Genomic DNA, 23678 nt, shown 5'->3' on the forward strand with positions numbered 1-23678 from the left:
CCATGACCGAAATCCGCAACGTTGCCGCCGACCTGGCGCGCTTCAAGCGCCGCGTGATCGTCATCGGCCTGGCGGTGCTGTTCGCCTTCAGCCTGCTGGGCTCGCGGCTGGTCTACCTGCAGGTCGTGCGCCATGCCGACCTGGCCGAGCAGGCCGAGAGCAACCGCACGGCCGTGGTGCCGGTGGTGCCGAACCGGGGGCTCATCCTCGACCGCAACGGCATCGTGCTGGCCTCCAACTACTCGGCCTACACGCTGGAGATCACGCCCTCCAAGGTCGGCGACGTCGAGGAGACCATCAACAGCCTGACCAGCGTGCTCGAGGTGTCGCCGCGCGACCGCCGCCGCTTCAAGCGCCTGCGCGAAGACTCGCGCAGCTTCGACTCCATTCCGATCCGCACCCGCCTGAGCGACGAAGAGGTGGCGCGCTTCGCGGCACAGCGCTACCGCTTCCCGGGCGTGGAGATCAAGGCGCGCCTGTTCCGCAACTACCCGCAGGGCGAGCTGGCCTCGCACGTGCTGGGCTACATCGGCCGCATCAACCAGCGCGAGAAGACCGCGATGGAAGACTGGGACGAGGAAGACCAGGCCAACTACAAAGGCACCGACTACATCGGCAAGCTGGGCATCGAGCAGAGCTACGAGAAGATGCTGCACGGCCAGACCGGCGTCGAGCAGATGGAAACCTCGGCCGGTGGGCGCGCCGTGCGCCGGCTCGCCAGCCACCCGGCCACGCCGGGCAACACCGTCATGCTGTCGCTGGACATCAAGCTGCAGAAGCTGGTGGAAGACATGTACGGCGACCGGCGCGGTGCGCTCGTGGCCATCGACCCCAAGACCGGCGAGGTGCTGGCCTTCGTGAGCAAGCCCACCTTCGATCCCAACCTGTTCGTCGAAGGCATCGACACCGAGAGCTGGCAGGCGCTCACCGAATCGATCGACAAGCCGCTGCTCAACCGCGCGCTGCGCGGCACCTACCCGCCGGGCTCCACCTACAAGCCCTTCATGGCGCTGGCGGCGCTGCAGACCGGCAAGCGTGCCGCGAGCGTGGTGGTGAACGACCCCGGCTACTTCAACTTCGGCGGCCACCGCTTCGGCAGCCCCGAGGGCTACCTGGGCGGCGTCGACATGCGCCGCTCGATCCAGGTGTCGAGCAACATCTACTACTACTCGCTGGCCAACGAGATGGGCGTGGACCTGATCCACGACTTCATGAAGCCGATGGGCTTCGGCCAGATCACCGGCATCGACCTGGGCGGCGAGGTGCGCGGCGTGCTGCCCAGCACCGAGTGGAAGCGCAACGCCTACAAGCGGCCCGAGCAGAAGAAGTGGTACGCGGGCGAGACCATCTCGCTGGGCATCGGCCAGGGCTACAACGCCTTCACCATGCTGCAGCTGGCGCAGGCCACGGCCATCGTGGCCGACGGCGGCATGAAGCACCGGCCGCACCTGGCGCTGGCGATGCGCAACACGGTCAGCGGGCAGGTCGTGCCGCTGCCGCAGCCGCCGGCCGAGAACCTGGGCTACACGGCGGCCAACGTGGCCGTGATCCGCGAGGGCCTGACCAGCGTGGTCACCAGCGGCACCGCGCGCGGCGTGTTCGCGGGCGCGGGCTACCAGGCGGCCGGCAAGACCGGCACGGCACAGGCCGTGACGCAGGCCAAGAACACCAAGTACAACGCGCGCGCACTCGAAGAACACCAGCGCGACCACGCGCTGTTCATGGCCTACGCACCGGCCAACAACCCGAAGATCGCGCTCGCCGTCATCGTCGAGAACGCCGGCTGGGGCGCGGGCGCTGCGGCGCCTCTCGCGCGCCGCGTGTTCGACTACTGGCTCATGGACCAGTACCCGAGCGAGGCCGACATGGCCGCCGTGCGCATCGGCCGCGCGGGTGCGCCGATGGGCAAGCCGCGCGTGGCCAGCGAGGTGGCCTGGCCTGCGGCGGCCGCGGTGCCGGCACCGGCGGGCGCGGCATCGTCGGCGGCGCCGACGCCCTGACAGGCGCCCCCCGGGGCGCACCGTCTCTTAAGCCAGGGTCAGACCACCGTCCCGGCGACTTCACCCAGGCCGATGCGCACCGCGCCTTCGCGCTCGCACCAGCCGCGCATCACCAGCGTGTCGCCGTCTTCCAGGAAGGTGCGCTTCTCTCCGTTCGGCAGCGTGATGGGCTGCTTGCCGCCCAGCGTGAGTTCCATCAGCGAACCAGCCTGGTCGGGCTGCGGGCCCGACAGCGTGCCCGAACCCAGCAGGTCGCCGGGTTGCAGGTTGCAGCCGTTCACCGTGTGGTGCGTGATGAGCTGCGCGGCGGTCCAGTAGGCGGCTTCGGTGGTGTTGCCGAGCGTGAGGCGCACGGGCGCCACGCCGTCGGCGCGCATCTTCGCGGTCTGCAGCAGCACTTCGAGCGTGATGTCGAGCGCGCCGCTGGCGCGGTTCGACGGCGCATCGAGGTAGGGCAGCGGTTGCGGGTCTTCGGCGGGGCGCTCGAACTTGGCGCGGAACGGGGCCAGCGCTTCGGTCGTCACGATCCAGGGCGACAGCGTGCTGGCGAAGTTCTTGGCCAGGAACGGGCCCAGCGGCTGGTATTCCCAGGCCTGCAGGTCGCGCGCCGACCAGTCGTTGAGCAGGGTCACGCCGAACAGGTGGTCTTCGGCGTCGCCGATGGCGATGGGCTCGCCCAGCGCATTGCCGCGGCCCACGAGGAAGCCCAGCTCCAGTTCGTAGTCCAGCCGCTTCGAGGGGCCGAAGCTCGGCGCCACCGCGTCGGGTGCCTTGGTCTGGCCCTGCGGGCGCTTGAAGGTCTGACCGCTCACGCCGATCGACGAGGCGCGGCCGTGATAACCGATGGGCACCCACTTGTAGTTGGGCATCAGCGGCTGGTCAGGACGGAACAGCTTGCCGATGGTGGTGGCGTGGTGGATGCCCGTGTAGAAGTCGGTGTAGTCGCCGATGCGGCAGGGCACGGTCATCTCGGCCTGGGCCTGCGCCAGCAGGGCCTTCGACCACGCCGCCTGCTGGCCACTGCCTTCGGCGAGGCCCGCGGAGATCGCGGCGCGCAGGGCCTGGCGGTCTTTCACCGAGGCGTTCATCAGCACGTTCATGTCGTCGGTGTCGATGAGGCCGGTGGCGCGCAGGTCGAGGATCTGGTCGCCGATGGCCACGCCGATGCGGAAGGCCTCGCTGCTGCCGGCGGCGCGGAAGCGGCCGAAGGGCAGGTTCTGGATCGGGAAGTCGGTGCCGGCCACGTTGGCGGCGGCGACCCAGCTGCGCAGCTTCGGGTCGTGGGTGGCGTTGAGTGCGGTCATGGAGGTCTTTCGGTTCTTGAATCGGATCAGTCTGCGGTCATGCCCGCTTTTTTGGCGACGTCGCCCAGGCGCTTGTATTCGGTGTCGGTGAGCGTGGTGAGCTCCTGCGCGCTCGAGCCGCGCGGCGAGAAACCGGCCTGCTGTAGCTTGGCTTTCACGTCAGGCATCGCGAGCGCTTCGACGAAGGCTTCGTTCAGCGCCTTCACGATCGGCGCCGGCAGCTTCGCCGGCCCGTACACGCCGAACCACGGCTCCAGCGCATAGCCCTTGAGGCCCGCCTCGGCCATCGTCGGCACGTCGGGCAGCGAGGGCGAGCGCGTGGCGCCCGCCACGGCCAGTGCGCGCAGCTTGCCGGCCTGGATGTGCGGCAGCGACGCCGGCAGGTTGTCGAACATCACGCCGATGGTGTTGCCCAGCATGTCGGTGATGGCCGGGCCGCTGCCCTTGTAGGCCACGTGCGTGAGCTCGGTGCCGGTCATCTGCGCGAACATCACGCCGGCCAGGTTCATCGAGGTGCCGGCGCCCGCAGTGGCGTAGGGCAGGCCGGGGTTCTTCTTCGCGGCGGCGATGAGCTCGGGCACGGTCTTGATGGCCGAACTTGCGGGCACTTCGAGCACGATGGTCGACATGCCCAGCAGGCTGATGGCCGTGAAGTCCTTGCGCGGGTCGAAGGCCATCGACTTGTAGATGTGCGGGTTCAGCGCGTTGGTCGAGATGGCGCCGAAGCCGATCGTGTAGCCGTCGGGCGCGGCCTTGGCCACGGCGTCCATGCCGATGTTGCCGCCCGCGCCGCCGCGGTTGTCGATGAGCACCGGCTGGCCCAGCTTCTCCGACACCTTCTGGCCCACGGTGCGCGCCACCAGGTCGGTGGTGCCGCCGGCCGTGTAGGGCACGATGAACTTGATGGGCTTGGACGGAAAGTCGGCCGCGTGCGCCAGCAGGAACGGCGCCGCGAGCAGTGCGAGGGCCGCGGCGCGGCGGGTGAGGGTGAGGGTGAGAGCGTGCGTCATGCCTTGAATTGGTCCTTCAGACCGGCCCAGCAGTCGGTGTAGTCGGTGTCGAGCGCCGGGCTTTGCAGCGCGAAGTTCGTCGGGATGAAACGGTAGCGGCTCTCGAACATGAAGGCCAGCGTGTTGTCCAGCTTGTGCGGCTTGAGGTCGGCGTGCGTGGCCTTGTCGAAGGCTTCCTCGTCCGGGCCGTGCGGCACCATGCAGTTGTGCAGGCTCGCGCCGCCGGGTTTGAAGCCACCCGGCTTGGCGTCGTACTCGCCCAGCACCAGGCCCATGAACTCGCTCATGAGGTTGCGGTGGAACCACGGCGGACGGAAGGTGTTTTCCATGACCATCCAGCGCGGCGGGAAGATCACGAAGTCGCAGTTGGCCGTGCCGGGCGTGTCGCTGGGCGAGGTCAGCACGGTGAAGATCGAGGGATCGGGATGGTCGAAGCTGATCGAGCCGATCACCATGAAGTTGGCCGTGTCGTACTTCACCGGCGCGAGGTTGCCGTGCCAGGCGACCACGTTGAAGGGCGACTGTTTCGTCGGTGCGGTCCAGAAGCGGCCGCCGAATTTCTTCACCAGCTCGTAGGCACCGCCGTCTGCCTCGAAGGCCGCCACGGGCGCCTGGAAGTCGCGTGCGTTGGCCAGGCCGTTCGAGCCGATGGGGCCGAGTTCGGGCAGGCGGAAGTGCGCGCCGTAGTTCTCGCACACGTAGCCGCGCGAGAGGCCGTCGGGCAGGGCGACCTTGAAGGCCATGCCACGCGGCAGCACCACGATTTCGCCGGGCTTGACGTCGAGCACGCCCAGTTCGGTCGTGACGACGAGGCGGCCCTGTTGGGGCATCACCAGCATCTCGCCGTCGGCGTTGACGAAGGCGCGCTGGTCCATCGAGCGACCGGCCAGGTACATCAGCGAGCCGATGCCGACCTGCGATTCGGCATCGCCGTTGGCGGCCAGCGTGTGCATGCCGTCGATGAAGTCGACGTCGGCCGCGCCGTCCAGCGGCAGCGGGCCCCAGCGCATCGGCTCGGGCGGCAGCGCGATCTCGCGGTCGGCGCCGGTGGTCCAGTGCGCCTGCGCGTAGGGCTGGTAGCGGCCCGACACCACCGAGGGCTGGCGGCGGTACAGCCAGGTGCGGCGGTTCTCGTGGCGCGGCGCCGTGAAGGCGGTGCCCGAGAGCAGCTCGGTGTACAGGTCGAAGGGGCCGCGCTGCGGGTTGTTGCGGCCTTGCGGCAGCGCACCGGGCACGGCCTCGGAGGCGTACTCGTTGCCGAAGCCGCTCTGGTAGCGCCGTTCGGTGGCGGGTGTTGCTTGGGTCATGGGCTTGTCTTTCGAAAGTCGCGATGAGGTGGGAACGTGCGGCCGTTCAGCCGGCGCGCGCCGCGTCGAAGGCTTCGCGCAGCACGGCCAGCGAGCCGACGTGGTTGGCCAGCACGAGCACGAGCCGTGCGTTGAAGGCGTGGCTTTCCTCGGTGGAAAGCCCCTGGTGGGCCTCGATGAGCGCCTCGTAGAAATCGTCGGGCGCCTCGAGGTTCGGCGTGGTGATCAGTTGCGGTTGCATCGGGGTCATGCCTTTGCCAGTGCGTGGTCGAGGGCCGCGCGAAGGTTCGCCGCCGTGGGCTGCCGCCAGCGCGCGCACACGTGCTGGTCGGGCCGCAGCAGGTAGACGGTGCCGGGCTGCGCGTCGTAGCGCTGCGTGGCGAGTTCGGCGTCGGCGCCGGTGCCTTCCACGCGCACCACATGCAGCGCGAGGTCGCTGGCGTTCAGCGCCTGCAGGCTGCGCTCGGCGGCGTCGCCGGTGCCGAACACCAGCGCGGTGAAGCGCGCCACATGGCATTCGCGCAGCAGCCAGCCGGTGCTGCCGTCGGCGCGCCGCACGGGCGCGTCGGCCGCGGCGGCGCCGGGCACCATCGCGCCGGCGAAGGTGTCGGCGTCGGGCGTGTTGAGCGGCGAGTCGCGCAGCACCGTGGCCACCGACAGCCGCCCGCTGTTGACCAGCGAGCGTGCGAAGGCGTGGCGCTTGGTGAGCTCGAGCACGGCGTCGCGGAAGAGGCGGCTCACCTCGCTCTTGGGCGTGATGAAGTCGGTGGCGCGCGTGGAGTTGCGGATGTTCTCGTCGGCCGCGTATTCGCGCTCGCTGGCGTAGCTGTCGAGCAGCGCGTCGGGTGCGTCGCCGGCCAGCACGGCCGCGAGCTTCCAGGCGAGGTTGTCGGCGTCCTGCACGCCCGAGTTCGCGCCGCGCGCGCCGAAGGGCGACACGCCGTGCGCCGAGTCGCCCGCGAACAGCACGCGGCCGTGGCGGAAGCGCTCCATGCGCTGGCAGGCGAAGGTGTAGACGCTGGCCCAGCCGATCTGGAACTGCACGCCTTCGAAGCCGATGCTGTCCAGCAGCGCGCGCACGCGCGGCGTGATGCGCTCGGGCTTGCGCTCTTCCACCGGGTCGGCGTCCCAGCCGAGCTGGAAGTCGACGCGCCACATGCCGTCGGCCTGCTTGTGCAGCAGCACGCTCTGGCCGGGGTGGAACGAGGGGTCGAACCAGAAGCGGCGCTCGGTCGGCAGCTGCGCGTCCATCGTGATGTCGGCGATCAGGAAGCGGTCGCGGAACACGCGGCCCTTGGCTTCCTGTCCCAGCATCTGGCGCAGGTTGGAGCGCGAGCCGTCGCAGGCGGCGACGTAGCCAGCGGCCAGTTCGTAGTTGCCTTCAGGCGTCTCGATGGTGAGCACCGCGCCATCGTCGCGCTGCTCGATGCCGATCACCTTGTTGTTCCAGCGCAGGTCGATCAGCGGCAAGGCCGCGGCGCGTTCGACGAGGTAGCCCTCGACGTAGTACTGCTGCAGGTTGATGAAGGCCGGGCGCTCGTGGCCGGGCTCGGGCAGCAGGTCGAAGCGGTAGACCTGCTCGTCATGGAAGAACACCTTGCCGACGTTCCACGACACGCCCTTGTCCACCATGCGGTCGCCGCAGCCGAGGCGGTCGAACACCTCGAGCGTGCGCTTGGCGAAGCAGATCGCGCGCGATCCGCTGGACAGGCTGTTGTCGTTGTCGAGCAGCACCACGGGAACCTGCCGCAGGGCGAGGTCGATGGCGAGCGTGAGGCCCACCGGGCCGGCGCCCACGACCACCACGGGGTGGCGGGCGGGCGCGGCGGCGTCCTGGTCGGCGTGGCGGGTGTAGTCGAAGCGCAGGCTTTGATAGTCGATCACGTGATGTCTCCGTGTTCTTGTCGTTTCCGTCGCCTTCCCCGCGCGGGGGAAGGTCGCGGCGCGATCAGCCTTCCAGGGCCTTCCACATGTCGATGTCGCGCTGGGCCGTCCACACGCGCGGGTCGGCGTGGCCCGAGGCCTCGTCGTAGGCGCGGCTCACGTCGAAGGGCATGCAGTGGTCGAAGATGACCCACTGCTGGTACTTGGGCTGCAGCTTCGCGTAGGTTTCCTTGTAGACCGCGTTCAGGTCGCGGCCGGCCTTCACGCCTTCCTGCACGCTGGCGTACACGTCGGAAATGAAGGCGCGCGTGCCGTTCAGGCCCTCGGCCACGGCTTCGGGCGTGGTCAGCGCGGCGCCGCGGCCCGGCACCAGGGCCAGGGGCTTCAGGGCGGCGATGTTGTCCAGCGTCTGCGGCCAGTCCTGGAAGTAGGCGTCGCCGGCGTACGGCGTGGCGCCGAACTCGACCAGGTCGCCCGACAGCAGCGCGCGCTCCTGCGGCAGCCAGACGACCGTGTCGCCCTTGGTGTGGCCGCGGCCCAGCTGCAGCAGCTGCACTTCAAGCTTGCCCAGCCACAGCGTCATCTTGCCGGTGAAGGTCATGGTGGGCCAGGTCAGGCCCGGGGGCACCGTCTCGACGTTCTGGAACAGGCGCGGGAAGCGGCCGATTTCGCTGGCCTTGTCTTCCTCGCCGCGCTCCACGATCAGGTCGCGCGTGTCCTGGCTGGCCAGGATGTGTTCGGCGCCGTAGCCCGCCGCGCCCAGCACGCGCACCGCGTGGTAGTGGGTGAGCACCACGTACTTGATGGGCTTGTCGGTCACTTCGCGGATGCGGCGCACTACGTCGGCGGCCATGGCGGGCGTGGCCTGGGTGTCGGCCACCAGCACGCAGTCGTCGCCGATGATGATCCCGGTGTTGGGGTCGCCCTCGGCCGTGTAGGCCCAGGCGTGCTCCGAGATCTGGCTGAAGGTGATCTTCTTTTCTTCCAGGTCGGCCTGGCTGGCGAATTTCTTGGCTTGGCTCATCGTGTGTCTCCGGTGGGGTGGTTTTGGGATTCGCCTGATTCGTTTAAGGCGAACGAGTTTGCAGATAACGAATGCGCGGAGTGTAAGCCCGAGATCAGTTCATGTCTAATGCCTTCTTGATGAACGAACAACCAGACGGCAAGGCGGCCATGGCAGCGACTGACACCGACCGCGCCCAGCGCGGCATCCAGAGCATCGAGGTCGGCGGGCAGCTGCTGCGCGCGCTGGTGCACCACGGCCGCCCGATGGCGCTCAAAGACCTTGCCCGCGAAGCGGACATGACGGCCGCCAAGGCCCACCCGTACATGGTGAGCTTCGGCCGGCTGGGCCTCATCGAGCAGGACCGCGCCAGCGGCCACTATCTGCTCGGCCCGCTGGCCTTGCAACTGGGGCTGATCAGCCTGCAGCAGGCCGACCCGGTGCACATCGCCACGCCGCTGATCGGCCAGCTCGCGCAGCAGATCGGCCACACCGTGGCGCTGGCCGTGTGGGGCGCGCGCGGCGCGACCATCGTGCGCACGGCCGAGTCGCCCTCGCCGGTGCACGTGAACATGCGCCACGGCACGGTGTTCTCGCTCACCAACACGGCCTCGGGCCGCGTGTTTGCCGCCTACCTCGACCCGGCGGTGGTGCGCGCGCAGCTCGAGGACGAGCGCCAGCGCCAGAAGCAGCGCAAGGGCGCCGCCGAGCCCGCGCCGCCGGCCGGCATGCCGCCGGTGCAGCCGCTGCCCTCGTGGAGCGACTTCGAACGCCAGTGCCAGGAAGTGCGCGACCACGGCATCAGCCGCTCCGACGGCGAGGTGATCGAGGGCGTGAGCGCCATGGCCGCGCCGGTGTTCGACCACACCGGCGCCATCGTGCTGGCCGTGACCGCCATCGGCCCGGCCGGCATCTTCCACACCGCCTGGGACGGCGAGATCGCGCGCGCGCTCAAGGCCTGCGCGGGCACGGTGTCGCAGCGCCTGGGGGCGAGCGCCACCGGCGCCGTGGTTCCCTCCGTTTCCGATCGATGACCCTGTTTTCTTCCGCCTTGTCTTCTTTCTCTTCTTCCGACGACCTCGCGCTGCGCATCGACCGCACCGTGGCGCTGCTGCGCGGTGCGCGGCGCATCGTGGTCTTCTCGGGCGCGGGGCTGTCCAAGGCCTCGGGCATCCCGACCTACCGCGACGCCGACGGCCTGTGGATGAGCCAGAACGCGCTCAAGTTCTCGCATGCGGACGACCTCGCGCGCGACCCGGGCGGCTTCACCAAGTTCTGGGCCCAGCGCTTGGCGCTGATCGAGGCCGCGTCGCCCAACCCCGGCCACCTCGCGCTCGCGCAGTTGCAGCGGCTGCGCCCTGCGACCCGGCTCATCACGCAGAACGTCGACGGCCTGCTCGGCAAGGCCGGCGGACAGGATGTGCTCGAACTGCACGGCTCGCTGCGCCGCTGGCGCTGCGACCACTGCGGCAACCGCAGCGGCCCGTGGCCCTTCCACCGCTGCCTGCGCTGCGGCTCGCACGCGCGGCCCGACGTGGTCATGTTCGGCGAGATGCTGAACGCCGGCGTGCTGCTCGACGCGCAGGTGGCGGCGCAGGAGTCCGACCTGTTCCTGGTGGTCGGCAGCACCACCATCGTCTACCCGGCGGCCGAGCTGCCCAAGCTGGCGATGGCGCGCGGTGCGCGGCTGGTCACGCTGAACATCGAGCCGCTGCCGCATCTGGACGATGCGGCGGCGGTGGTGTTGCGGGGGGCGTCGGAAGACCTGCTGCCGAAGTTGGTTGCCGGGATGGCCGGCGACTGAAGCGCTAGCCGGCCCGCATCTTCTCGCGCAGCACGCGCCAGCGCGCGAGGCTCCCGGCGGGCCAGTAGTCCTTGCGGTCGTAGTACTCGTGCACCGCAGGTGCGCCGGGCGGCAGCACCACCCACGGCTGCTTGGACATCGTGAAGATGTGCAGGTCCGGCGGCAGCCGGTCGGGCGTGTCGAGCGTGCCCACGCGGATGAAGCTCACGGCGTCGCCGGCGCCGGCGTAGTGGCTCCACAGCGCGACATGGCAGGCCGGGCAGCGCGCGTACTTCTGGCCGCGTCCGCTGGCCGAGGGCGTGAGCACCAGATCGACCGCGCCCTGCAGCACCTGCACATGCTCGGGTTCGATCAGCGCGTTGAGCGCGAAGGACGAGCCCGTCTCGCGCTGGCACCAGCGGCAGTGGCAGCAGTGCACGAAGAGCGGCGGGGCGTTCAGGCGGTAGCGCACCTGCCGGCAGGTGCAGCCGCCTTCCAGCGGCACGAAGGCGTCGGCCATGGCGGTGGTCGGCGGGCGCTCAGCCCTTCTTGCCACCCAGCAGCACCAGCGCGCCGCCCACCACGATCGCCGCCACGCCGGCCCAGGCCGGGATGTTGACGGTCTGTTTTTCCTTCACCGAGAACTCCAGCGGGCCCAGCTTGGCCTGGTGGGTTTCTTTGGTGAAGCTGAAGCCGCCCAGGCCGAGCCCGGCGATGCCGGCCACGACCAGCAGGATGCCGACGATGCGCGTTGCGTTCATGGGGCGGGTCTCCTCAGGGTTGGTTGGAATGAAAAGCCGTTCAGCGCCGCGGTGCCGCCGTGCGCGGCTGCGGCGGCTCCTGCTGCTGCAGCTGGTCCACCCACTGCACGACCTCGGCCATGGCCGCGTCGCTCGCCGCGATGAGCGCCTTCACGCCGCCGGGCGCGTCGGCGCTGGCGGCGGGGCGGCGCACGGTGAAGGTCCGCTGGCCCATCACGCGGTCGCCGCCGGTGGCGGTGCGGACCAGTGTGGCGCGCAGGCGCACCAGGCCCGTGCTGCTCGCGGGCGCGTCGAAGTAGTGGCTGAACTCGTCGAGCGAGATGCGCAGCGTGTCGGGCACGATGCCCTCGGTGCGCGCGAGCGTCGCGCTTTCTTCGGGGCCGAGCACGGTGCGGCGCTCGGCCAGCGTGTCGCGCAACCGCTGGCGCAGCAGCTGCGCGGGCGGCAGGCTCCAGCGCGACTGGCCGTAGGGGCGCAGCTCGTTGGCGTCGGCATAGCCCAGGCGGTACAGGATCTGCGTGCCGTCCAGGCGCGTGTTGCTGTCGAACTCCGCGAGGGACAGCGCCGGCAGCGCGGTGGTCGGCGCGGCAGCGGTGGCCGGTGCGGTGGCCGAAAGGCCGGGGCCGAAGTCGTACAGCGTGGCGCGCGCCGGCTTGTCGGGCAGCATGCCGCAGCCGGCGACCAGCAGCACACAGCCGAGGCTGGCGAGGGCGGGGAGGGTGTTCTTCATGCGCATGGTGTGTCTGCTCCCGGTCAGTGGCGTGCGGCGGGCGCGACGAAGCCGGGCTCGCCCGGGCCCGCGGCCGCGCCGCCGTTGCCGAACAGCAGCGATTGCGGGTTGTCGTTGATGCTGTCGGCCGCGCGGCCCAGGCGGCGCACCGCGTGGGCGGTGTCGTCGGCCACGCGGTTCACGCGCGGCAGGGTGGCGGCGTTGAACGAATCGACCGCCTGCGCCAGCGCCTTGGTGCCCTCGCTCAGGCGCTCGACCGGGCCGTCGGGTGCGTTGAGCTTGCCCACGGTGGAGTTGAAGTTGTTGGCCACGCGCGAGACATCGCCGGCTGCTTTCTTCACCGTCGACAGCGTCTCGGGCATGGCGGCCAGCGTCGGGTTCAGGCCGGTCTTGACGGTGTTGTCGAGCTGCTTGAGCAGCGTGTTGGCGCTGGCCGAGGCGGCCGCGATGTTTTCCAGCGCGTCGGCCACGCGCTTCTGGTTGGCGTCGGCCAGCAGCGCGTTGGCGCGCTTGGTCACTTCTTCCACCTGGTCGATGATTTCCTCGCCGCGGTCCTGCAGCTTCGCGAGCATCGAGGGCTTGAGCGGAATGCGCGGCGGGTTGTTGTTGTCGGGCTTGAGCGCGACGGTCGATTCGCCCTCGTCGTCCAGCGCGATGAAGGCCAGGCCGGTCACGCCCTGGTAGCTCAGCGTGGCAAAGCTGGAGGTGGTGAGCGGCACGCGCTCGTCGACCGTGATGCGCACGCGCACGTTGCCTTTGGTCTTGGGGTCGAAGTCGATCGAGGTCACCTTGCCGACCGAGATGCCGCGGTAGCGCACCTGGGCCTGCGGCTGCAGGCCGCTCACGGCGTCGCGGGTGGAGAGTTCGTACACGTTGCGCACGGTGTTGTCGCGCGTGAACCAGACCACCAGCGCGACGAGCGCGGCGATCAGGCCGAGCACGAAGGCGCCGGCGGCGAGGGCATGGGCCTTGTTTTCCATGAGGGGACCTACCTTTCTTCAGCGCGCGCGGCCTCGGGCTGCGGCGCGGGTGGTGCTTTGCCGGCGGCGGGCTTGTCGTGCAGCGCCTCCAGGGCGCGCTGGCCGCGCCCGCCGAGAAAGTATTCGTGGATGAAGGGATGCGGATAGGCGATGACTTCGCGCGCCGTGCCGCTCACGATCACCTTCTGGTCGGCCAGCACCGCGATGCGGGTGCTCAGGTCGAACAGGGTGTCCAGGTCGTGCGTGACCATCACGACCGTCAGGCCCAACTCGCGGTGCAGGCCGCGCAGCAGGTCGCAGAAACTGTCGGAGGCCTCGGGGTCGAGGCCGGCCGTGGGCTCATCGAGCAGCAGCAGCGGCGGGTCCATGATGAGCGCGCGCGCGAGCGCCACGCGCTTGATCATGCCGCCCGACAGGTCCGACGGGCTCTTGTTCGCATGCTGCGGCTCCAGCCCCACCATCTGCAGCTTCACGAGCGCGGCGTTGCGGATCAGCTCGTCGGGCAGCAGCTTGAGTTCGCGCAGCGGAAAGGCGATGTTCTCCAGCACGCTGAAGGCCGAGAACAGCGCACCGTGCTGGAACAGCATGCCCACGTTGGCCGCGCCGGCCGCGCTGAGTTCGCCCGGCGCCCGGCCCAGCACCTCGACCGCGCCCTTCGTGGGTTTCTGCAGCCCGAGGATCTGCCGCAGCAGCACCGTCTTGCCGGTGCCCGAGCCGCCGACCAGCGACAGCACCTCGCCGCGGTCGAGGTGCAGGTCGAGGTCGCGGTGCACCACCTGTTCGCCATCGGGGCTCTTGAACACGGTCCAGAGCTTGCGGATGTCGACCACGGTGCTCGAGGGGGACGTCACGGCGGCGTTCATCCGCGGAATCCTATGCCCTTGAAGAGCACTGCGAAGAGCGCGTCGACCAGGATCACCGCGGTGATCGAGGTCACGACCGACGACGTGGTGCCGCGCCCCAGGCTCTCGGTGTTGGGCTTGACCTTCATGCCGAAGTAGCAGCCGATCAGCGCGATCAGCACGCCGAACACCGCCGACTTGGCCAGGGCCAGCCAGAGGTTGGAGATGGGCACCGCGCGCGGCAATGCCGACAGGAAATACGACGGCGAGATGCCCAGCGCCGCATCGGCCGCGAGCATGCCGCCGGCCAGTGCCGCCATCGAGGTCCACAGGCTGATCAGCGGCATCGCGATGGCCAGCGCCAGCACGCGCGGCATCACGAGACGGAAGCCGTGCGGGATGCCCATCACGCGCATCGCGTCGAGCTCTTCGGTGACGCGCATCACGCCGATCTGCGCCGTGATCGCCGAGCCCGAGCGGCCCGCGATCAGCACGGCGGCCAGCACCGGCCCGAGCTCGCGGATCAGCGACAGCCCGAGGATGTTCACCACGAAGGCCTCGGCGCCGTAGTTGCGCAGCTGCTGGGAGATCAGGTACGCCAGCACCACGCCGATCAAGAGGCCGACCAGCGCCGTGATGTGCAGCGCCGTGGCGCCGAACTGATAGAGGTGGCCCGAGAAGTCGCGCCACGGCGCGCGATGCGGCGCGCGCGCCAGCGTGCACAGGTCGAGCGCGAGCTGGCCGATGAGGCCGACGAAGTCGCGCAGCACGACCATCGCGCGCGGGCCGTGGTGGGCCAGTGCGTGCAGCCGGTCGCTCAGCGATTTGGGCGGCTCGTCGGGCGTGGCCACCGTGAACTTCGCCACCTGGTCGAGCACCGCCTGGTGCTGTGGCGACAGCTCGATCTTGGCCGGCCAGGCCTGGCGCCAGTGCTCCCACAGCAGCTGGGCGCCGATGTGGTCGAGCTGGCCGATGGGGCGCAGGTCCCAGGCCCGGTCGTCCGCGGGCGGCAGCGCCGCGAGGTCCCTGGCCAGCGCCTCCCAGGCCGGGCGCGTCGACATCGCCAGCGTGGTCCAGCAACCGCTGGCCACGGCCCAGGTGCGGCCGTCCACGTCCTGCGTCTGCGCGCGCGGCGGCGCGAAGGCGTCGTCGGTGGCGGGGGCGTCAGCGGGCGACGGGGTGGGCGACATGGGCAAAGGTGCGGGACAAAACGTAAACAAAGGTCCAAGCGAGAGCGCGCATCGTAACCGCGTGCATCCGGGGCTTGTGTGCGTCTGGCCCTTCGTTTGCGTAGGGCCAGACGCCGTTTTTTTCAGCCAATCTTCAGCTCCAGGCCCGGGCCAGCGCATCCCAGGCGCTGGCGATCACGGGCTCGTCGCGTCGCGCGGCCAGCGAGACGAAACGCAGCGCGCAATCCAGCCGCACGCGGTCGGCCAGCACGAGGCCGTGGGCCTGGCTTTCGCGGATGGCGATCGAGTCGCGCACCAGGCTCAGGCCCACGCCCGACTTCAGCAGGTCGAGCATCGAGGCCTCCTGGTCGACCAGCGCCACGCGCCGGGGCGCCAGGCCGAGCGGGCCGAACACGCGTTCCAGCAAACGGTGGTGCGCCGACTCGGGCGGCGTGGCCAGCCAGGGCAGGGCGGCCAGCGCCTTCCAGTCGCGCCCCAGCACCTGCGGGCCCCAGCCGGCCGGCGCGACCACGCGGTAGCTGAAGCGGGTGAGGGTGCGCACCGCCAGCGGCGCCGGCGCGGCGTCGTCGGGTTCATCGCCCGGGTCGAGGTGAAAACCCACGTCGAGCTCGCCGCGCAGCACCTGCGCCAGCACGCTGCCGCTCATGCCGTGGCGCAGTTCGGTCTCGATCTGCGGCGCGGCCTCGACCAGCTCGCGCAGGAACACGCCCAGCCGCGTGAACTCCGGGTCGAGGATGGTGCCGATGCGCAGCGCCCCGCGCACCGTGACCTGCAGGTTGCGCGCGGCCTGCTGCAGGTCGCCCACGGCCGCCAGCACGCGCTCGGCCTGCGGCAGCATGGCCGCGCCGTCGGCCGTGAGCGCCAGCCCGTGCGGCGTGCGGGTGAACAGCACCAGCCCGGTTTCTTCTGCGAAACGCTTGAGCTGCAGGCTCACCGCAGGCTGCGTCAGGTGCAGCTTCTCGGCGGCGCGCGAGACGTTGCCCTCGCGCGCCGCCAGGATGAAGGCGCGCAGAATCTGGAGGTCCATCGATGACGTAGTCATATAAGACTGATTTATAGCGCCATCGACGCGAATTCATTGGCTTTCTCTTCGTGGATTGGGCCAAATTGCCTTCAGGAGACCCGCACATGTCCATCAGCACCCGAAATATCGATCACCACATCGCCGGCGCCCCCGCCGCCAACACCTCCGGCCGCACGCAGGACGTGACCAACCCCGCCACCGGCGCCGTCACCGGCAAGGTCGGCCTGGCCGACGCCGCCCAGGTGGGGGCCGCCGTGGCCGCCGCGCAGGCCGCGTTCCCGGCCTGGGCCGACACGCCGCCGATCCGCCGGGCGCGCGTGATGTTCAAGTTCCTCGAGTTGCTCAACCAGCACAAGGACGAGCTCGCCCACCTCATCACCGCCGAGCACGGCAAGGTGTTCACCGACGCGCAGGGCGAGGTGAGCCGCGGCATCGACATCGTCGAGTTCGCCTGCGGCATTCCGCAGCTGCTCAAGGGCGACTTCACCGACCAGGTGAGCACCGGCATCGACAACTGGACGCTGCGCCAGCCGCTGGGCGTGGTCGCGGGCATCACGCCCTTCAACTTCCCGGTGATGGTGCCGATGTGGATGTTCCCGGTGGCCATTGCCGCGGGCAACACCTTCGTGCTCAAGCCCAGCCCGACCGACCCGAGCCCGTCGCTGCTGATGGCCGAGCTGCTCAAGAAGGCCGGCCTGCCCGACGGCGTGTTCAACGTGGTGCAGGGCGACAAGGCCGCGGTCGATGCGCTGCTGGAGCACCCCGACGTCAAGGCGATCAGCTTCGTGGGCTCCACGCCCATTGCCAACTACATCTACGAAACCGGCGCACGCCACGGCAAGCGCGTGCAGGCGCTGGGCGGCGCGAAGAACCACATGGTCGTCATGCCCGACGCCGACATCGACCAGGCCGTGGACGCCCTCATCGGCGCCGGCTACGGCTCGGCCGGCGAGCGCTGCATGGCGATCAGCGTCGCGGTGCTGGTGGGCGACGTGGCCGACCGGCTGCTGCCCAAGCTCATCGAGCGCACGAAGACGCTGAAGGTGCTCGACGGCGAGAACCTCGCGGCCGAGATGGGCCCGATCGTCACGCGCGCCGCGCACGAGCGCATCTCCGGCTACATCGCGCAGGGCGAGAAGGAAGGCGCGAAGCTGCTGGTCGACGGCCGCAGCTTCGACGGCAACAAGGCGGGCGAAGGCTGTGGCGACGGCTTCTGGATGGGCGGCACGCTGTTCGACCACGTCACGCCCGAGATGCGCATCTACAAGGAAGAGATCTTCGGCCCCGTGCTGGGCTGCCTGCGCGTCGCGACCTTCAAGGAAGCCGTCGACCTCATCAACGCGCACGAGTTCGGCAACGGCGTGAGCTGCTTCACGCGCGACGGCAACGTGGCGCGCGAGTTCGGCCGCCGCATCCAGGTCGGCATGGTCGGCATCAACGTGCCGATCCCGGTGCCGATGGCCTGGCACGGCTTCGGCGGCTGGAAGAAGAGCCTGTTCGGCGACATGCACGCGTATGGCGAAGAGGGCGTGCGCTTCTATACGAAGCAGAAGTCGATCATGCAGCGCTGGCCGGAGAGCATCGGCAAGGGCGCCGAGTTCGTGATGCCCACGGCGAAGTAAAGGTAAAAGGGGGCGCCGCACGCGCGGCGCTTCGCATCCGAAGAACAACGAGAGACAAAAAGCCAGCCGCCATGAGCGACACCACCTTCGACTACATCATCATCGGCGCCGGCACCGCCGGCTCGCTCATCGCCAACCGCCTGAGCGCCGACAAGACCAAGCGCGTGCTGCTCATCGAGGCCGGCCGCAAGGACGACTACCACTGGATCCACATTCCGGTGGGCTACCTGTACTGCATCGGCAACCCGCGCACCGACTGGCTCTACAACACCGAGCCCGACGCGGGCCTGAACGGCCGCACGCTGCGCTATCCGCGCGGCAAGACGCTGGGCGGCTGCTCGAGCATCAACGGCATGATCTACATGCGCGGCCAGTCGCGCGACTACGAGCACTGGGCTGAACTCACGGGCGACGAGGGCTGGCGCTGGGAGAACGTGCTGCCGGCCTTTCGCAAGCACGAAGACTTCTACCTCGGCGCCGACGAGATGCACGGCGCGGGTGGTGAGTGGCGTGTCGAGAAACAGCGGCTGCGTTGGGACATCCTCGACGCCTTCGCCGACGCGGCCGTGCAGGCCGGCGTGCCGCACACCGCCGACTTCAACCGCGGCAGCAACGAAGGCGTGGGCTACTTCCAGGTCAATCAGAAGAACGGCTGGCGCTGGAACACCGCCAAGGCCTTCCTGCGGCCCACCTGCTACGGCCGCCCCAACTTCGAACTGTGGACCGGCGCGCAGGTGTCGCGCCTGCTGTTCGAGACGCTGCCCGACGGCACGAAACGCTGCACCGGGGCGCAGGTGTGGGACGGCTCCGAGATGACCACGGCGCATGCCGAGTGCGAAGTGATCCTGAGCGCGGGCGCCATCGGCTCGCCGCAGATCCTGCAGCTGTCGGGCGTCGGCCCGGCCGAGCTGCTGCGCCAGCACGGCATCGACGTGGCGCTGGACGCGCCCGGCGTCGGCGCCAACCTGCAGGACCATCTGCAGATCCGCGCGGTCTACAAGATCGAGGGCGCGCCCACGCTCAACGTGCTGGCCTCGTCGCTGGTCGGCAAGGCGAAGATCGGTCTCGAATACCTGCTGAAACGCAGCGGCCCGATGAGCATGGCGCCGTCGCAGCTCGGCGCCTTCACGCGCAGCTCGCCCGACCGCGCGTGGCCCAACATCCAATACCACGTGCAGCCGCTGTCGCTCGACGCCTTCGGCGAACCGCTGCACAGCTTCCCGGCCTTCACCGCGAGCGTGTGCAACCTGAACCCGACGAGCCGGGGCTCGGTGCGCATCAAGAGCGCGCGTTTCGAAGACGCGCCCGCCATCGCACCCAACTACCTGAGCACCGAGGAAGACCGCAAGGTGGCGGCCGATTCGCTGCGCGTGACGCGCCGCATCGCGCAGCAGCCCGCGCTCGCCAAGTACAAGCCGCAGGAGTGGAAGCCCGGCGTGCAGTACCAGACCGACGAAGACCTCGCGCGGTTGGCCGGTGACATCGCCACCACCATCTTCCACCCGGTCGGCACCACCAAGATGGGCGCCGACGGCGACCCGATGGCGGTGCTCGACGCGCGCCTGCGCGTGCGCGGCGTGCACGGCCTGCGCGTGGTCGATGCGGGCGCGATGCCCACCATCACCAGCGGCAACACCAACAGCCCGACGCTGATGATGGCGGAGAAGGCGGCGGGCTGGATCCTGGAAGACAACCGCAACCGCTGAGGCGGTTCAGCGGCGCGGCTTGGCGCCGCGCTGGGTGTCAGCCGCCAGGCGCGCCTTGGCGCCTTGGCGCCTTCGAGCATGAGGTCCACGCCGACCTCGAACATCGCATCGGGGCCGGCCTTGCGGTAGCTGGCGAAGGCCTCGGCCAGCAGCGGGCGCGAGGCCGCGGCGGCATCGAGCGCCTGCTGCCGGATTTCCGCATCGGGCGGTGCCGCCTGCTCCTCCAGCCCACGGCGCAGGGCTGGCCGGCGCCGTGCGCTATCTGCTGTGTCTGCCGGTGATGCTGTGCAGGTCGCCTGCGGCGGGTGGCTAACTGTCGAAGAACGCCAGCTTGCGCGCGCGAGGCAGCGCCTTGAGCGCGATCTCCGCCCGCAGCGCGGCGCCCTTGTCGGGGTACTGGCGTGCCGCCAGCACGCGCTGCGGCGGACGCGCGCGCGTGAACTTGGCGCCCAGCCCGAAGACATGCTGGAAGAAGCGCTGCTCCACGTCGAGCGCGATGCCCGCGTAGTACACGCCGCCTTCGCATTCCAGCAGGTAGAGCCAATAGGGTGGGGGCGGCGAGGGATCGGGCGGTTTTCGGGGCACGCGCGCATTGTGCGGGCAGGCGCTTATCGTGCGTTGAAGGAAGGTGTCACCATGAAGTTCATTCGAAAAACGCACCAAGTCCTTCCAATTTTTCGCTAGGCAAGGGCGCGGGTTTCGCACATATTGGCCCGTTCCTGCTGTCGCATTTCTTCTTCTGTCCTTCCTTCTCCCTGGAGCGTCCATGCCAGAAGCCCAGACCCCCGTGTCCCTTCCCGCCGAGGTTGACCAACTGCTGCATCGCCTGGGCGTGCCCCGCACCGCCCACACCCGCGGCGACCTCACGGTGCGCTCGCCGGTCAGCGGCGAGGTGATCGCGCAGGTGCCGCAGACCACGGCCGTGGAAGCCACCGGCGCCATCGGCCGTGCGCACGAGGCCTTCAAGGCCTGGCGCCTGGTGCCGGCGCCGCGCCGCGGCGAGCTGGTGCGCCTGCTGGGCGAAGAGCTGCGCGCCGCCAAGCGCGACCTGGGCCGCCTCGTCACGCTGGAGGCCGGCAAGATCCCGTCCGAGGGCGCGGGCGAGGTGCAGGAAATGATCGACATCTGCGACTTCGCGGTCGGCCTCTCGCGCCAGCTCTACGGCCTCACGCTGGCCACCGAGCGCGCCGAGCACCGGATGATGGAAACCTGGCACCCGCTGGGCGTGTGCGGCGTGATCTCGGCCTTCAACTTTCCCGTGGCCGTGTGGTCGTGGAACGCGGCGCTCGCGCTGGTGTGCGGCGACCCGGTGGTGTGGAAGCCTTCAGAGAAAACACCGCTCACCGCGCTGGCCGTGCACGCCATCGCGCAGCGCGCCATCGAACGCTTCGGCGACGCGCCCGAAGGCCTGCTCGGTTTGCTGCTGGGCCCGCGCGACATCGGCGAGGTGCTGGTCGACGACCCCCGCGTGCCGATCCTCTCGGCCACCGGCTCCACGGCGATGGGCCGGCAGGTCGGGCCGAAGCTGGCGGCGCGCTTCGCCCGCGCGATCCTCGAACTGGGTGGCAACAACGCCGCCATCGTCACGCCCTCGGCCGACCTGGACCTCACGCTGCGCGGCATCGCCTTCGCGGCCATGGGCACGGCGGGCCAGCGCTGCACCACGCTGCGGCGCCTGTTCGTGCACGAGAGCGTGTACGACCAGCTGGTGCCCAAGCTCGTGAAGGTCTACGGCAACGTGCAGGTGGGCGACCCACGCGAGGCCGGCACGCTGGTCGGTCCGCTGATCGACCGCGCGGCCTTCGACGGCATGCAGAAGGCCCTGAACGAAAGCCGCGAGACCGGCGCCACGGTGCACGGCGGCCAGCGTGTCGAGGGCATCGGCACGCAGGACGCGTTCTATGTGCGTCCCGCGCTGGTGGAGCTGAAGTCGCACGCCGGCCCGGTGCTGCGCGAAACCTTCGCGCCCATCCTCTATGTGGTGCGCTACAGCTCGCTTGACGAAGCCATCGAGTGGCACAACGCAGTGGGCGCGGGCCTGTCGTCGTCGATCTTCACGCTCAATGTGCGCGAGGCCGAGCGCTTCATGTCCAGCGCGGGTTCGGACTGCGGCATCGCCAACGTCAACATCGGCCCGAGCGGCGCCGAGATCGGCGGCGCCTTCGGCGGCGAGAAGGAAACCGGCGGCGGGCGCGAAGCGGGCTCGGACAGCTGGAAGGCCTACATGCGCCGCGCGACCAACACGATCAACTACTCGACGGCACTCCCCCTTGCGCAGGGCGTGACCTTCGACATCGGCGACTGAACAACCCCGGCCCATGGCGCCTGCCGCGCGGCATTTCGCCGCGGCGGCCAGGCAGCGGCCGCACCTATCCCCCCAGAAAAACCACCAGGAGACAGCAAAGATGAAGATGCAACTGAAGACCCTCGCCACCGCCGCGCTGCTTGCGCTCGCTTTCGGCACCACCGCCACCGCGCAGCAGGCGCCCACGGGCGGCACGCTCGACAAGATCAAGGCGAGCGGCAAGGTCGTGCTCGGCGTGCGCGAAGCCTCGCCGCCCATGGCCTACATGCTGGGCGCGGGCGAGAAGTACGTGGGCTACCACGTCGAACTCTGCGAGCGCGTGCTCAAGGACATCACGCCCAACGCCAAGCTCGAGTACATGGCCGTGACCGCGCAGAACACCATCCCGCTGGTGCAGAACGGCACGCTGGACATCGGCTGCGGCCCCACCACCAACAACACCGCGCGCCAGCAGCAGGTGGCCTTCGCGCTCACCACGTATGTGAGCGAAGTGCGCATGGCGACCAAGGTCGACTCGGGCATCACCACGCTCGACCAGCTCGCGGGCCGCAACGTGTCGGCCTCGACCGGCACCACCGCCGTGCAATTGCTGCGCAAGCGCGAGCGCGCGCAGAACGTCTCGTACAACACGATGCTCGGCAAGGATCACCTGGAGAGCTTCCTGCTCATGGAGTCGGGCCGCGCCGATGCCTTCGTGCTCGACGACAACCTGCTCGCCGGCATCATCGCGAACTCGAAGAACCCGACGGCCTACCGCATCACCGGCGAGGCGCTGGGCTCGGAGCCGATCGCGCTGCTGTTCCGCAAGGACGACCCAGCCTTCAAGGCCGCGGTGGACGATTCACTGCGCAAGCTCATGAAGAGCGGCGAGCTCGAGAAGATCTACACCAAGTGGTTCGTGGCCGCGATCCCGCCGAAGAACACCAGCCTCAACCTGCCGATGAGCCCCGCGCTCAAGCAGCTCGTGCTCGAACCCAACGACAAGCCACTGGAGGCCTACGCCAAGTGACAGACGCCGCCGTGTTCTCGCCGGCGCAACGCGTGCGCGCCATCCACGTCTCGGAGATCCTGCGCATCACCGACCATGCGCAGGCGCTCAAGCGCGCCGGCCGCCCGGTGATCGTGCTGGGCGCGGGCGAGCCCGACTTCGACACGCCCGAGAACATCCGGCATGCGGCCTCGCTGGCCATTGCGCGCGGCGACACGCGCTACACGGTGCTCGACGGCAGCCCGGCGATGAAGGCGGCGGTGCAGCTGAAGTTCAAGCGCGACAACGCGCTGGACTTCGCACTCGACGAGATCAGCGTGAGCGCGGGCGCCAAGCAGGTGATCTTCAATGCGCTGATGGCGAGCCTGAACCCGGGCGACGAAGTGATCCTGCCCGCGCCGTACTGGACCTCGTACGCCGACATCGTGCAGATCTGCGGCGGCGTGCCGGTGTCGGTGGCGTGCGGCGAAGAGAACGGCTTTCGGCTGACGGCAGCGCAGCTGCAGGCGGCCATCACGCCGCGCACGCGCTGGCTGTTTCTGAACTCGCCGTCGAACCCGAGCGGTGCGGCCTACAGCGCCGCGCAGCTCCAGCCGATCACCGACGTGCTGCTCGACCATCCCCACGTCTGGGTGCTGGCGGACGACATCTACGAGCACATCCTCTACGACGGCCTCGCGTTCGCAACGCCGGTGGCCGTGGAGCCGCGCTTGCGCGAACGCACGCTCACGGTGAACGGCGTGTCGAAGGCTTATGCGATGACCGGTTGGCGCGTGGGCTACGGCGCCGGCCCGCGCCCGCTGATCGCGGCGATGGCCGTGGTGCAGAGCCAGTCGACCTCGTGCCCGTCGTCTGTGAGCCAGGCCGCGGCGATCGAGGCGCTCACCGGCCCACAGGGCATCGTGGCCGAGCGCTGCGCATCCTTTCAACAGCGCCGCGATGTCGTCGTGGCCGCGCTCAACCGCACGCCGGGCCTGCACTGCCGCGTGCCCGAGGGCGCCTTCTACACCTTCGCAAGTTGCGCGGGCGTGCTCGGAAAGCGCACTGCCGCCGGCGCGCTGCTGCAGACCGACAGCGACTTCTGCCGCTACCTGCTGCAGGACTTCGAGGTGGCGGTGGTGCCGGGCAGCGTGTTCGGGCTCGCGCCGTATTTCCGCATCTCGTATGCGACGTCGATGGCGCAGCTCGAAGAGGCCTGTGCGCGCATCGCCGCCGCCTGCGCCGCGCTCTCCTGACCTC

The 23678-nt window shown here is 69.7% G+C and carries 22 protein-coding genes; 8 read left to right on the forward strand and 14 right to left on the reverse strand.

Translation table 11 applies throughout. From position 1 onward, the window contains the following. Nucleotides 1-2: 2 nt before the first annotated feature. Complete coding sequence (gene mrdA / locus VBO01S_RS07720; RefSeq protein ID WP_062472723.1) at nt 3-2000, forward strand: penicillin-binding protein 2; 1998 nt, start codon at nt 3-5, stop codon at nt 1998-2000. A 38-nt stretch (nt 2001-2038) separates the two neighbouring features. On the opposite strand, the gene fahA is transcribed toward mrdA, so the two are convergent. The 6 genes from fahA to VBO01S_RS07750 form a co-directional block, all read right to left on the reverse strand. After that, nucleotides 2039-3304: a fumarylacetoacetase gene (fahA, locus tag VBO01S_RS07725; RefSeq protein WP_062472725.1), complete on the reverse strand. Its 1266-nt coding sequence runs from the start codon at nt 3302-3304 to the stop codon at nt 2039-2041. Between the two features lie 26 nt (nt 3305-3330). Next, the gene (locus VBO01S_RS07730; RefSeq protein ID WP_062472727.1) at nt 3331-4314 is read right to left on the reverse strand and encodes a Bug family tripartite tricarboxylate transporter substrate binding protein; all 984 of its coding nucleotides are present in this window, start codon (nt 4312-4314) and stop codon (nt 3331-3333) included. Continuing rightward, complete coding sequence (hmgA, locus tag VBO01S_RS07735; RefSeq protein ID WP_062472728.1) at nt 4311-5621, reverse strand: homogentisate 1,2-dioxygenase; 1311 nt, start codon at nt 5619-5621, stop codon at nt 4311-4313. The genes VBO01S_RS07730 and hmgA overlap by 4 nt, the downstream gene beginning before the upstream one ends. A 46-nt stretch (nt 5622-5667) precedes the next feature. Beyond that, a complete protein-coding gene (locus VBO01S_RS07740) occupies nt 5668-5862 on the reverse strand; it encodes a DUF2783 domain-containing protein (RefSeq protein ID WP_062472729.1) in 195 nt (64 codons plus the stop codon). Nucleotides 5863-5867: 5 nt separating this feature from the next. Then, a complete protein-coding gene (locus VBO01S_RS07745; protein WP_062472731.1) occupies nt 5868-7505 on the reverse strand; it encodes an FAD-dependent oxidoreductase in 1638 nt (545 codons plus the stop codon). Between the two features lie 64 nt (nt 7506-7569). Next, entirely contained in the window at nt 7570-8529 is a 960-nt protein-coding gene (locus tag VBO01S_RS07750; RefSeq protein WP_062472733.1) for an MBL fold metallo-hydrolase, read from the reverse strand. Between the two features lie 149 nt (nt 8530-8678). Here VBO01S_RS07750 and VBO01S_RS07755 point away from each other — a divergent pair, with 149 nt between their 5' ends. Together VBO01S_RS07755 and VBO01S_RS07760 are read left to right on the forward strand one after the other, a co-directional pair. Next, entirely contained in the window at nt 8679-9542 is an 864-nt protein-coding gene (locus tag VBO01S_RS07755; protein WP_062472735.1) for an IclR family transcriptional regulator, read from the forward strand. Continuing rightward, entirely contained in the window at nt 9539-10312 is a 774-nt protein-coding gene (locus VBO01S_RS07760; protein ID WP_062472737.1) for an SIR2 family NAD-dependent protein deacylase, read from the forward strand. The genes VBO01S_RS07755 and VBO01S_RS07760 overlap by 4 nt, the downstream gene beginning before the upstream one ends. Nucleotides 10313-10316: 4 nt before the next feature. On the opposite strand, the gene VBO01S_RS07765 is transcribed toward VBO01S_RS07760, so the two are convergent. The 7 genes from VBO01S_RS07765 to VBO01S_RS07795 form a co-directional block, all read right to left on the reverse strand. Further along, nucleotides 10317-10811 carry a GFA family protein gene (locus VBO01S_RS07765; protein ID WP_062472739.1) on the reverse strand — a complete coding sequence of 165 codons (495 nt, stop codon included), beginning with the start codon at nt 10809-10811 and terminating at the stop codon, nt 10317-10319. 19 nt (nt 10812-10830) lie between these two features. Then, a complete protein-coding gene (locus tag VBO01S_RS07770) occupies nt 10831-11052 on the reverse strand; it encodes a hypothetical protein (RefSeq protein WP_062472741.1) in 222 nt (73 codons plus the stop codon). 40 nt (nt 11053-11092) lie between these two features. Then, nucleotides 11093-11782, reverse strand: a complete 690-nt coding sequence (locus tag VBO01S_RS07775; protein ID WP_255221076.1) for an ABC-type transport auxiliary lipoprotein family protein — start codon at nt 11780-11782, stop codon at nt 11093-11095. Nucleotides 11783-11805: 23 nt separating this feature from the next. Further along, nucleotides 11806-12762 (reverse strand): MlaD family protein, encoded by a 957-nt coding sequence (locus tag VBO01S_RS07780; RefSeq protein ID WP_062472746.1) that lies wholly within the window; start codon nt 12760-12762, stop codon nt 11806-11808. A gap of 8 nt (nt 12763-12770) precedes the next feature. Further along, nucleotides 12771-13625 carry an ABC transporter ATP-binding protein gene (locus VBO01S_RS07785; RefSeq protein ID WP_062472748.1) on the reverse strand — a complete coding sequence of 285 codons (855 nt, stop codon included), beginning with the start codon at nt 13623-13625 and terminating at the stop codon, nt 12771-12773. Then, nucleotides 13622-14794, reverse strand: coding sequence for an MlaE family ABC transporter permease (locus tag VBO01S_RS07790; RefSeq protein WP_062472750.1), 1173 nt, complete (start codon nt 14792-14794; stop codon nt 13622-13624). Before VBO01S_RS07790 ends, VBO01S_RS07785 begins: the two co-directional genes overlap by 4 nt. A 133-nt stretch (nt 14795-14927) precedes the next feature. Continuing rightward, nucleotides 14928-15836, reverse strand: a complete 909-nt coding sequence (locus tag VBO01S_RS07795) for a LysR family transcriptional regulator (RefSeq protein ID WP_062472753.1) — start codon at nt 15834-15836, stop codon at nt 14928-14930. Between the two features lie 86 nt (nt 15837-15922). Between VBO01S_RS07795 and VBO01S_RS07800 the strand changes: the two genes are divergently transcribed. Next, nucleotides 15923-17440: a CoA-acylating methylmalonate-semialdehyde dehydrogenase gene (locus VBO01S_RS07800; protein ID WP_062472755.1), complete on the forward strand. Its 1518-nt coding sequence runs from the start codon at nt 15923-15925 to the stop codon at nt 17438-17440. A gap of 71 nt (nt 17441-17511) precedes the next feature. Further along, the gene (locus tag VBO01S_RS07805; protein ID WP_062472757.1) at nt 17512-19146 is read left to right on the forward strand and encodes a GMC family oxidoreductase; all 1635 of its coding nucleotides are present in this window, start codon (nt 17512-17514) and stop codon (nt 19144-19146) included. Nucleotides 19147-19455: 309 nt separating this feature from the next. Here the strand turns inward: VBO01S_RS07805 and VBO01S_RS07810 are convergent, their stop codons facing one another. Next, nucleotides 19456-19731, reverse strand: a complete 276-nt coding sequence (locus tag VBO01S_RS07810) for a GIY-YIG nuclease family protein (RefSeq protein ID WP_062472759.1) — start codon at nt 19729-19731, stop codon at nt 19456-19458. A 181-nt stretch (nt 19732-19912) separates the two neighbouring features. Between VBO01S_RS07810 and amaB the strand changes: the two genes are divergently transcribed. The 3 genes from amaB (at nt 19913) to VBO01S_RS07825 (ending at nt 23674) form a co-directional block, all read left to right on the forward strand. Then, the gene (gene amaB / locus VBO01S_RS07815; RefSeq protein WP_062472761.1) at nt 19913-21451 is read left to right on the forward strand and encodes an L-piperidine-6-carboxylate dehydrogenase; all 1539 of its coding nucleotides are present in this window, start codon (nt 19913-19915) and stop codon (nt 21449-21451) included. Between the two features lie 100 nt (nt 21452-21551). After that, complete coding sequence (locus tag VBO01S_RS07820) at nt 21552-22460, forward strand: amino acid ABC transporter substrate-binding protein (RefSeq protein WP_062472764.1); 909 nt, start codon at nt 21552-21554, stop codon at nt 22458-22460. After that, entirely contained in the window at nt 22457-23674 is a 1218-nt protein-coding gene (locus VBO01S_RS07825; RefSeq protein ID WP_062472766.1) for a pyridoxal phosphate-dependent aminotransferase, read from the forward strand. Before VBO01S_RS07820 ends, VBO01S_RS07825 begins: the two co-directional genes overlap by 4 nt. Nucleotides 23675-23678: the final 4 nt, after the last annotated feature.

This window comes from Variovorax boronicumulans NBRC 103145 (assembly GCF_001591345.1).
In the GTDB taxonomy this organism is placed as follows: Bacteria; Pseudomonadota; Gammaproteobacteria; order Burkholderiales; family Burkholderiaceae_C; genus Variovorax; species Variovorax boronicumulans.

Bases quoted from the DNA above. Each gene is read 5' to 3' on its own strand.
- VBO01S_RS07785 (WP_062472748.1), bottom strand. From the start codon at position 13,625: ATGAACGCCGCCGTGACGTCCCCCTCGAGCACCGTGGTCGACATCCGC.
- amaB (WP_062472761.1), top strand. From the start codon at position 19,913: ATGCCAGAAGCCCAGACCCCCGTGTCCCTTCCCGCCGAGGTTGACCAA.
- mrdA (WP_062472723.1), top strand. From the start codon at position 3: ATGACCGAAATCCGCAACGTTGCCGCCGACCTGGCGCGCTTCAAGCGC.
- VBO01S_RS07770 (WP_062472741.1), bottom strand. From the start codon at position 11,052: ATGAACGCAACGCGCATCGTCGGCATCCTGCTGGTCGTGGCCGGCATC.
- VBO01S_RS07820 (WP_062472764.1), top strand. From the start codon at position 21,552: ATGAAGATGCAACTGAAGACCCTCGCCACCGCCGCGCTGCTTGCGCTC.
- VBO01S_RS07750 (WP_062472733.1), bottom strand. From the start codon at position 8,529: ATGAGCCAAGCCAAGAAATTCGCCAGCCAGGCCGACCTGGAAGAAAAG.
- VBO01S_RS07800 (WP_062472755.1), top strand. From the start codon at position 15,923: ATGTCCATCAGCACCCGAAATATCGATCACCACATCGCCGGCGCCCCC.
- fahA (WP_062472725.1), bottom strand. From the start codon at position 3,304: ATGACCGCACTCAACGCCACCCACGACCCGAAGCTGCGCAGCTGGGTC.
- VBO01S_RS07755 (WP_062472735.1), top strand. From the start codon at position 8,679: ATGGCAGCGACTGACACCGACCGCGCCCAGCGCGGCATCCAGAGCATC.
- VBO01S_RS07765 (WP_062472739.1), bottom strand. From the start codon at position 10,811: ATGGCCGACGCCTTCGTGCCGCTGGAAGGCGGCTGCACCTGCCGGCAG.
- VBO01S_RS07805 (WP_062472757.1), top strand. From the start codon at position 17,512: ATGAGCGACACCACCTTCGACTACATCATCATCGGCGCCGGCACCGCC.
- VBO01S_RS07775 (WP_255221076.1), bottom strand. From the start codon at position 11,782: ATGAAGAACACCCTCCCCGCCCTCGCCAGCCTCGGCTGTGTGCTGCTG.
- VBO01S_RS07780 (WP_062472746.1), bottom strand. From the start codon at position 12,762: ATGGAAAACAAGGCCCATGCCCTCGCCGCCGGCGCCTTCGTGCTCGGC.
- VBO01S_RS07730 (WP_062472727.1), bottom strand. From the start codon at position 4,314: ATGACGCACGCTCTCACCCTCACCCTCACCCGCCGCGCCGCGGCCCTC.
- hmgA (WP_062472728.1), bottom strand. From the start codon at position 5,621: ATGACCCAAGCAACACCCGCCACCGAACGGCGCTACCAGAGCGGCTTC.
- VBO01S_RS07795 (WP_062472753.1), bottom strand. From the start codon at position 15,836: ATGACTACGTCATCGATGGACCTCCAGATTCTGCGCGCCTTCATCCTG.
- VBO01S_RS07790 (WP_062472750.1), bottom strand. From the start codon at position 14,794: ATGTCGCCCACCCCGTCGCCCGCTGACGCCCCCGCCACCGACGACGCC.
- VBO01S_RS07740 (WP_062472729.1), bottom strand. From the start codon at position 5,862: ATGCAACCGCAACTGATCACCACGCCGAACCTCGAGGCGCCCGACGAT.
- VBO01S_RS07760 (WP_062472737.1), top strand. From the start codon at position 9,539: ATGACCCTGTTTTCTTCCGCCTTGTCTTCTTTCTCTTCTTCCGACGAC.